The sequence below is a fragment of the Aeromonas sp. QDB56 genome (assembly GCF_027705505.1).
GTDB classification, from domain to species: domain Bacteria; phylum Pseudomonadota; class Gammaproteobacteria; order Enterobacterales; family Aeromonadaceae; genus Aeromonas; species Aeromonas caviae.
This window is the reverse complement of sequence record NZ_JAPDBZ010000167.1, coordinates 1-7776: the sequence shown is the minus strand read 5'-3', so window position 1 is coordinate 7776 and position 7776 is coordinate 1. Positions and strand designations below refer to the sequence as shown.

The window sequence follows — 7776 nt, the reverse complement described above, 5'->3', positions numbered from 1 at the left end:
GCGATAAAATCAGATCACAATCGAAGCCATTTTTATATCTATTTCAATTGGTTGCTGCTAAAGATCCTGTACATGAACCGAGTTACACCACCATCTTCATCAAAGACATATTCGCCACCATAGTCGGGCATGATCCGGATCAGCTGGGGCATGTAGTCGTCCATCTCTTCCTCGACTCGTTGAGTGGTTCAGCATCGAATGCCATATTTTCGTCGAGCAATGTAGCATTGGCGGTTACGGCAGTAACCGGAAGAGGTCGGTGGGTCCACCGGTGCTCCGCAAATGCGGCAGCGGCGGACGCAGTTCCCCTGACTTACTCTCTCACCCGACAACGGCGCCCACTCTTGATTGGAGCCGTAGGGGCGATGCTCCAGATCATGGTAGGCCAGCTGTAAGCGGGTTTTAGCTTGTAATACTTGCTCTGCCTGTTGAGCTTGCAGTATTCGATACTGCTGTAATCGAGCCTGCCGTTCATTGTGTTGTTGCTGGCGCTTCTCTTCTTCTTGCTGTCGGCGTTGTTTTACCCGCTCCTGAAAGCGCGGATGGTAAAGCCAGCTCAGCGCTTTGGGCTCGGTTTGAACAATGCTGATCAGCTTGGCGACATATTCGTTGTTGTGACCGCCCTGAAGCTGCTCGGCAATCGCTCTGTAGTTGAGCTGCAGTAGTCCGATTTTTGGCTTTGCTGTGGTGAACTCTTCTAACCAAAGTGGAGGGGCGTTTTGCCCGGCGGCAGGCAGGTAGAGACCAACGCGGTAGTCATCGTTTTGCGGCGTTCTATAGATGAAATGCGGGCTTTGATTACCCTGTGACAAGTCGAGATCGAATGTCAGTGCCACATTTTCTCGTCCGCGAATGATGATCTCCTTTCCCCACAAAAAATCCGGCGTACTGATCGACTGGATCTGTCCTAACGTCTCCAGCAGCATTAAGCGAATGCTGGTTTCAAGAGCAAACTCACACAACTCTGCACTGCTATCGTGATGAGCAAAATGGTGCTCGTTAACGTCTCCCTTCCTTGCCTGCAGCCGCGCATCGCAGCTGGGGCAACGACATGCACACGCCAATCCTCTTGGCACATCCTCAATGCTGACGATCTTTCGATCCGCTTCTCTGATCGCAAATGGAATCTTGTTAAATGCCGCCACCACATCCCCCTCGACGCTATTTATTCGCTGGATAAATCAGCAGATAAGAGCCGCATGAGGCAGTTTTATCATCAAGCTCACATTAAGTCATCATTTTGATTGCGTGACTTGTTCGTTATGATAGGTTAAGTCTCTATTGAACATATCTGACCGTAACCGCATGCAGGTTTTAGACGAGCTTCCCTATGCCCAGCGTGAGCGCTTGGCGTATATCGATTTTTGCCTCAACTACTTTGGCTCTATCACCCGTGCTGCGCTGATAGAGCGCTTCGGTATTGGCCCTGCGGCTGCGACCCGTGACTTCGGGGCCTACAAGGAGTTTTGTGCGGGCAACCTGGTGTTGCGTCCGCAAAACAAGGTCTATGAGCGGACGCCTGCATTCAAACCTTTGTTTGACCATGAGCCTACCGCCGCGCTCTCTTGTCTGGCTTTTGGCTTTGGGAATGGCATCACGCAACCCCAGTTGCCGAATGCGCGTTGCCTGGCTCCGCAGCAACTGATCCAGCCCAAGACCGAAATATTGTCCGCTTTGATGCGGGCCATTCATCTGCAAAAAGCCATCAGCTGCAGCTATGTCTCGCTCTCGTCCGGGCGAACGCAACGAGAGCTGGTGCCCCACAGCTTGGCCAATGATGGTCATCGCTGGCATGTTCGCGCCTTTGATCGGCTCCGGCAGGCGTTCCGTGATTTCTCCTGTTCGCGCTTTGAAACTGTCTCGCTGTTAAACGATGTTCCGCCGGAAAAAGAGACTCGCGAGTTTGATCATCAGTGGAACCGAATTGTCGATTTGGAGCTGATCCCGCATCCTGCGATTGCCTATCCCGAGGCCATAGCGATGGACTATGGCATGGTCGATGGTCAGCGCTGTGTGCAGATCCGCGCTGCGTTGGCGGGCTATCTGCTCAACTACTGGAATGTGGACTGTTCACCGGAGCACAGCTTGCCAGCCGAGCGCCATCCACTGGCCTTGAACAATCAGGCCACCTTGTATGGCGTTGAAAATCTGGTGCTGGCTCCGGGCTATGGAGCGAACTCAGTGCAACCGGCATCTGCCACGGGAGATAAAGCGTGAGTCATTATTCAGCACATCAGCAAGCGTGGCTGGCCCATAGTCTGACGCTAGAGGGTAAGGCGGAAGAGTCGTTGACCAAGACGATGGCCGGAGCCAAGGTTGATATGAACCCGCATCAGATCGAGGCGGCCATGTTCGCGCTGGCATCCCCACTGTCGAACGGTGTAATTCTGGCCGATGAAGTGGGTCTTGGAAAAACCATCGAGGCCAGCCTGGTCTTGGCGCAGAAATGGGCCGAACGCCGTCGTAAGTTACTGTTGATAGCCCCTGCCACTTTACGCAAACAGTGGAGTCAGGAGCTTGAGGAAAAATTCTCGCTGCCTTCAATGATCATGGAGGCAAAGTCCTTCAATGAATCTAAAAAGGCGGGGGTGGCCAATCCGTTTGATCTGGAACGTGCTTCCGGAAAGCCTGCAATTTGCATCTGCTCCTATGAATTTGCAGCCCGCAAGGAGTCAGAACTTCAGCGTATCCCGTGGGATCTGGTCGTCATGGACGAAGCGCACAAGTTGCGCAATGTCTACAAGAGTGATGGAGCCAAGACAGCCAAGGTGCTTGATAACGCCTTAATGGGGATTAAGAAAGTTTTACTTTCGGCCACGCCATTGCAGAACAGTATGCTGGAGCTGTACGGGCTGGTGTCCATCATTGATCCGCACTTCTTTGGCGATTTGCCATCGTTTAAGGCCCGTTATGGCCGTCAACAACTGGATCAGGTTGAACTGGCGTTGCTTCGAGATCGCTTGGGCAAAGTGTGCAATCGCACACTCAGACGCCAGGTACAGGAAGAGGGCGGTATTAGCTTCACTCGTCGTTATTCCATGACCGAGGATTTCCGCCCTTCAACGCAAGAAGAGCAACTGTACCGGCAGGTCTCCGAGTATCTGCAGCGTGAAGATCTGCTAGCCATCAAAAGTGGTGCCAGACATCTGGTGACCTTGGTCATTCGCAAAATTTTGGCTTCATCGTCGTTTGCCATTCAAGGCACCCTGCAGACCATGATTACTCGCCTGGAGCAGAAGCAGCCGCTGCTGGATGCCTTGGCAGATTATGAGAATTTGCCAGACCTTCAGGATGAAGAGGGGGTGAGCGACGAGGAGTTGATTGATCCTCAAGCTCTGCAGGCTGAGATTGATTTATTAAAGGATTTTCAACGCCTGGCCTGCAGTATCGCCAACAATGCTAAAGCGGATGCCTTGGTTCGCGTGCTTGAACGTGCCTTTGAGAAAACAGCCGAGCTAGGTGGCAGCCGCAAAGCAGTAATTTTCACCGAGTCAGTCCGAACCCAAACCTGGCTGGCAGAGATGCTGGCGGCTCAAGGGTATGACGGTCAGATCGTGATGCTAAACGGCAGTAACAGTGATTCAGTATCGAAACAGATTTATCAGGAGTGGTTAGAGCGTCATCGGGGCTCTAGTCGTATTTCTGGTTCTAAAACTGCAGATATGAAAGCGGCTCTGGTTGAGCGGTTCCGCGATGATGCCACCTTGATGATCTGCACTGAGGCGGGAGCCGAAGGTATCAACTTGCAGTTCTGCTCTTTGCTGATCAATTACGATCTGCCCTGGAACCCGCAGCGGGTCGAGCAGCGGATTGGCCGGGTCCATCGTTATGGTCAGAAGAACGATGTTGTCGTGGTCAATTTTATCAACAAGGGCAACCGTGCTGATGAGCGCGTGTTTGAGTTGCTGAGTCAGAAATTTCAACTGTTTGAAGGTGTGTTTGGTGCTTCTGATGAAGTCCTTGGCTCCATTGAGTCAGGGGTCGATATTGAACGCCGGATCCACGATATCTACCAGCGCTGCCGTAGTGATGAGCAAATTGAATCTGAGTTCAATTCATTGCAAGAAGAGCTCAAAGATCAGTTGGAGGCCAAAAATAGTGATACCCGCCGGTCGTTGTTTGAGCATTTCGATGCCGATGTCGTCAGCCGACTAAATACCCGTCGGGACAAGACCAATATCGAATTGACGGCTTACCAGCAGAAGATGCTGTTACTGGCCCGTATGGCCTTACAGGAGCAGGGCGGGTTTAGTGAAGCTGCGGGGGCTTTTGTCTGGCGCGATGGCAAATACAGTCTGAACTGGCAGACGGCAGAGATCGAGGATGGTGAGTTTTTCCGGCCTCATGATGGTCTTGGCGCCGAGTTGATTACACAGGCCAAGGCGGCTCACTTGCCGCCTGCTGCTCTCCAGTTTGTTTACGAACGCTCGCCTGATCAGGGGCAATGGACTGATGTGAAAGCCTTGATAGGCAATCGTGGTTTGCTAAAGGTCATCAAGGTGAGTATCGAATCAACGGCGCAGCGTCGGGAACAGTTGCTATTGCTGGCGACCAACCAGCATGGCGAGCCATTGCATAGCGAGATCGTCGAGCGACTATTGCAACTGCCGTTAGCCCAGGTGCCAGTCATCATCCCTGAGCCTGACTTCTCTTCACTGTCAGAGTGGCAGCAGGCACAGTTGTGGGATTTTCAGCGTGAGGTTGAGCGCGATAACGAAACCTACTATGGCGAAGAGGTCGAGAAGTTGGAGCGTTGGTCTGAAGACAAACGCATTGCACTGGATCTGCGTATCAAACAGCTGGATCAGGAAATCAAGGAAGCACGTAAAGCATCACGGCAGCTGACCTCCTTGCAGGAGAAGATGGAAGCCAAGAAGGCACTCAAACAGCTAGAGAGAGAACGCGATAACGCCATGCTGCACTACTACGAAGAGAAGAAGAAGATTGAACAGGAAGAGGATCGCCTGTTGGAAGAAGTTGAAGCTCGTCTGGCCACAGAAACCCGTGTGACGGAGCTGTTTGCGGTAACATGGCAGGTCGTGGCGAATGAACGTGAGGCGGCAGCATGAAGAACATTACCAGCAGTGCTCAGTTGAGCCATATCGTGATTGATGGCTATAAGTCGATTGCCAAGTGTGATCTGCAGATGGGCTCTTTGAATGTGCTAATCGGTGCCAATGGTGCCGGTAAGTCGAACTTCATCAGTTTTTTCAAATTCATCGCTGCGCTGCTCGATAAAAGATTGCAATTGTTGGTTGGCAAAACGGGGGGGCCAGATCTCCTGTTGCATTACGGCCGCAAACAAACGGATGAGATCAATGGCAATATATGGCTTGGTCAGCATGAATACTATTTCTCGTTAGAGGCAACGAATGACAATAGGATGATATTTAGGCAGGAAGGATTAAAAGGGAATGATGAACAATCGGATCTGGCTTTGTCTGATGAAAGAACTATTCCTGTCACGATAAGAAAGGGCAGTTATAGCTCTGGTCATTTTGAATCCATGGCTCAAGATCTGGCACCTGAAATGCAAAAGATTATGCGCTGCTGGCGTGTTTACCATTTCCATGACACCAGCGAGAGTGCCAAGGTCAAGCAGATCCACCGTATCAACGATAACGACTACCTGCGGGAAGATGGCGCAAATCTGGCGGCTTTCTTGTTCCGGTTACAAAAAAATCATCCCGGCCACTACAAGCGGATTGTGCGCACCATTCGCATGGTGGCACCCTATTTCGGTGATTTTTACCTACGCGCCACACCAGACAACCAAGACAGCATTCAGCTCGAATGGACCGAGAAGGATCACGATATTCCCTTCAAGGCCAGTGAGCTGTCGGATGGCACTCTGCGCTTTATCCTGCTGGCGACTGTGCTGCTGCAGCCGGAAGAGTTTATGCCCAGCGCCATCATCGTCGATGAGCCAGAGCTGGGCTTGCACCCCTATGCCATCAATGTGCTGGCCGAGCTGATTAAAAGCGCCAGTATCGAACATCAGCTGATCATCTCGACCCAGTCGGTCGAGCTGGTGAATCAGTTTGATGTCGAGGATCTGATCGTCGTGGATAAGCAGAACGGTGCCTCTACCTTCAAACGTCTGGAAGAGGATCAACTGAGCGAATGGCTACAGGATTACAGCCTGGGTGATTTGTGGAAGAAGAACCTGCTGGGCGGGAGACCACAATCATGAGTCGAGTTCTGGTCTTTGTTGAAGGGCAAACCGAAGAGACTTTCGTGCGTGATCTGCTGGTTCCCTATTTTTCGCGTCTGGGCATTTATCTGACGCCCATTCTGGCGCAGACCAGTCCAGGGCATAAGGGCGGGATAGTCAGCTATGGCAAGGTGAAGCACCAACTGACGCGCTTGTGTCGGCAGGACCAAGGGGCGTATGTCACCACCATGATGGACTACTATGGCCTGCCCAATGATTTTCCGGGGCTGGATGGCCGAGTAGCGGATGCCCATGAGCAGGTGGTGCGACTAGAGCTGGCATTGCAGCAGGATATCGATGCGCCCAATTTTATCCCTAACCTGATGTTGCACGAGTTCGAGGCGCTACTGTTCAGTGCGCCAGAAAAGTTTGCTGAATGGCTGGATGATCAGGCACTGCTTGCACCGATGGCCGCGATCCGTGGCGCGTTTGCAACGCCAGAACATATCAATAACAGCCCGCAAACTGCGCCGTCAAAACGAATCTTGGCGTTAGTGCCACACTATAAAAAGACCGTGGATGGTCCTTTAATTGCTGAAGATATTGGGCTGGATGCCATTCGCGCCCAGTGCCCCCATTTTAATAACTGGATTGAGCGCCTGCTGGCGCTGCCTCGCTGATGATGGCTGGAATAAACATGACAACAACTAAGCAAAAATTGGAACTCACCTGGATTGGCAAGGATAAACGCCCGCGTCTTGAGCCGCGTATTTTTCTTGAAGATAAAAGCCTCTCTTATCAGTCTGCAAAGGTGATTACTAACGAGGAAGGCGAAGCAAATACGGCTTTCAACGATAATCTGTTAATCCATGGCGATAACTTGCTGGCGCTTAAGGCGTTGGAACATCAATACGCAGGCAAGGTGAAATGTGTATATATTGACCCGCCGTATAATACGGGGAACGCATTTGAACATTATGAGGATGGGTTAGAGCATTCTAAATGGCTGACTTTAATGAGAGACCGTATTGATGCGATTTATAAGCTTTTGGCTTTTGATGGTTTCATGGCTTGCCACATAGATGATGCTGAAGGACACTATTTGAAAGTTATGCTGGATGAGGTCTTTGGACGAGAAAACTACCTCACAACTTTGTATGTACAAGTAAGATATGCAAATAAAACACTAAAGCAAGATATGGATTTTCATAAGCAAATCGAGCAAGTGCACGTATATAGAAAAGGATGGGGTGCGAAGCCGAATTTGAATAAAAAAACCTCAAGTTATGAGAAGTTTAATTATTATATAAAGGAGCTGGCAGGAGGAAAAGAGATTTCGTTGGGGAATAAGCGGGTAATGGTGTTTCAGAAAGGTGAATATTTAATAGAGAAAGGAGTGGGATCTGATGATGGATTAAAAGAGGTATGGGCATCAGGCACTATTCTTGATGGTAATTCATCAGGTCGCTTTTTTAGAGATTTCTTGGCCGGTCGATCAAATATCGACGGGTTGGGTGTTTTATATCGAGTAGATGGGATTGGTGAGGCCTTGTTGCACAAATCGGGGAACTATCTAGCCAAGTGGTGATCTGATCTCCCGGATCAATCACCGAGCACAGTCG

General features: G+C 50.7%; 6 protein-coding genes. 5 read left to right on the top strand and 1 reads right to left on the bottom strand.

Annotated elements, in window-relative coordinates; translation table 11 throughout:
• Positions 1-188: 188 nt before the first annotated feature.
• Entirely contained in the window at positions 189-1145 is a 957-nt protein-coding gene (locus OKB81_RS18270; RefSeq protein WP_270665148.1) for a hypothetical protein, read from the bottom strand.
• Positions 1146-1305: 160 nt separating this feature from the next.
• Between OKB81_RS18270 and OKB81_RS18265 the strand changes: the two genes are divergently transcribed.
• The 5 genes from OKB81_RS18265 to OKB81_RS18245 are packed head-to-tail and all read left to right on the top strand — an operon-like array spanning position 1306 to position 7742.
• The gene (locus OKB81_RS18265) at positions 1306-2217 is read left to right on the top strand and encodes a WYL domain-containing protein (protein WP_161507939.1); all 912 of its coding nucleotides are present in this window, start codon (positions 1306-1308) and stop codon (positions 2215-2217) included.
• Positions 2214-5069 carry an SNF2-related protein gene (locus tag OKB81_RS18260; RefSeq protein WP_161507940.1) on the top strand — a complete coding sequence of 952 codons (2856 nt, stop codon included), beginning with the start codon at positions 2214-2216 and terminating at the stop codon, positions 5067-5069. The genes OKB81_RS18265 and OKB81_RS18260 overlap by 4 nt, the downstream gene beginning before the upstream one ends.
• Entirely contained in the window at positions 5066-6193 is a 1128-nt protein-coding gene (locus tag OKB81_RS18255; RefSeq protein WP_161507941.1) for an AAA family ATPase, read from the top strand. The genes OKB81_RS18260 and OKB81_RS18255 overlap by 4 nt, the downstream gene beginning before the upstream one ends.
• Positions 6190-6834 (top strand): DUF4276 family protein, encoded by a 645-nt coding sequence (locus OKB81_RS18250; protein ID WP_161507942.1) that lies wholly within the window; start codon positions 6190-6192, stop codon positions 6832-6834. The genes OKB81_RS18255 and OKB81_RS18250 overlap by 4 nt, the downstream gene beginning before the upstream one ends.
• A gap of 17 nt (positions 6835-6851) precedes the next feature.
• The gene (locus tag OKB81_RS18245) at positions 6852-7742 is read left to right on the top strand and encodes a DNA methyltransferase (protein ID WP_270805361.1); all 891 of its coding nucleotides are present in this window, start codon (positions 6852-6854) and stop codon (positions 7740-7742) included.
• Positions 7743-7776: the final 34 nt, after the last annotated feature.

What these genes read in the sequence shown, in the direction of transcription:
- OKB81_RS18245 (WP_270805361.1), top strand. Translation starts at nt 6,852, where the DNA reads ATGACAACAACTAAGCAAAAATTGGAACTCACCTGGATTGGCAAGGAT.
- OKB81_RS18255 (WP_161507941.1), top strand. Translation starts at nt 5,066, where the DNA reads ATGAAGAACATTACCAGCAGTGCTCAGTTGAGCCATATCGTGATTGAT.
- OKB81_RS18265 (WP_161507939.1), top strand. Translation starts at nt 1,306, where the DNA reads ATGCAGGTTTTAGACGAGCTTCCCTATGCCCAGCGTGAGCGCTTGGCG.
- OKB81_RS18250 (WP_161507942.1), top strand. Translation starts at nt 6,190, where the DNA reads ATGAGTCGAGTTCTGGTCTTTGTTGAAGGGCAAACCGAAGAGACTTTC.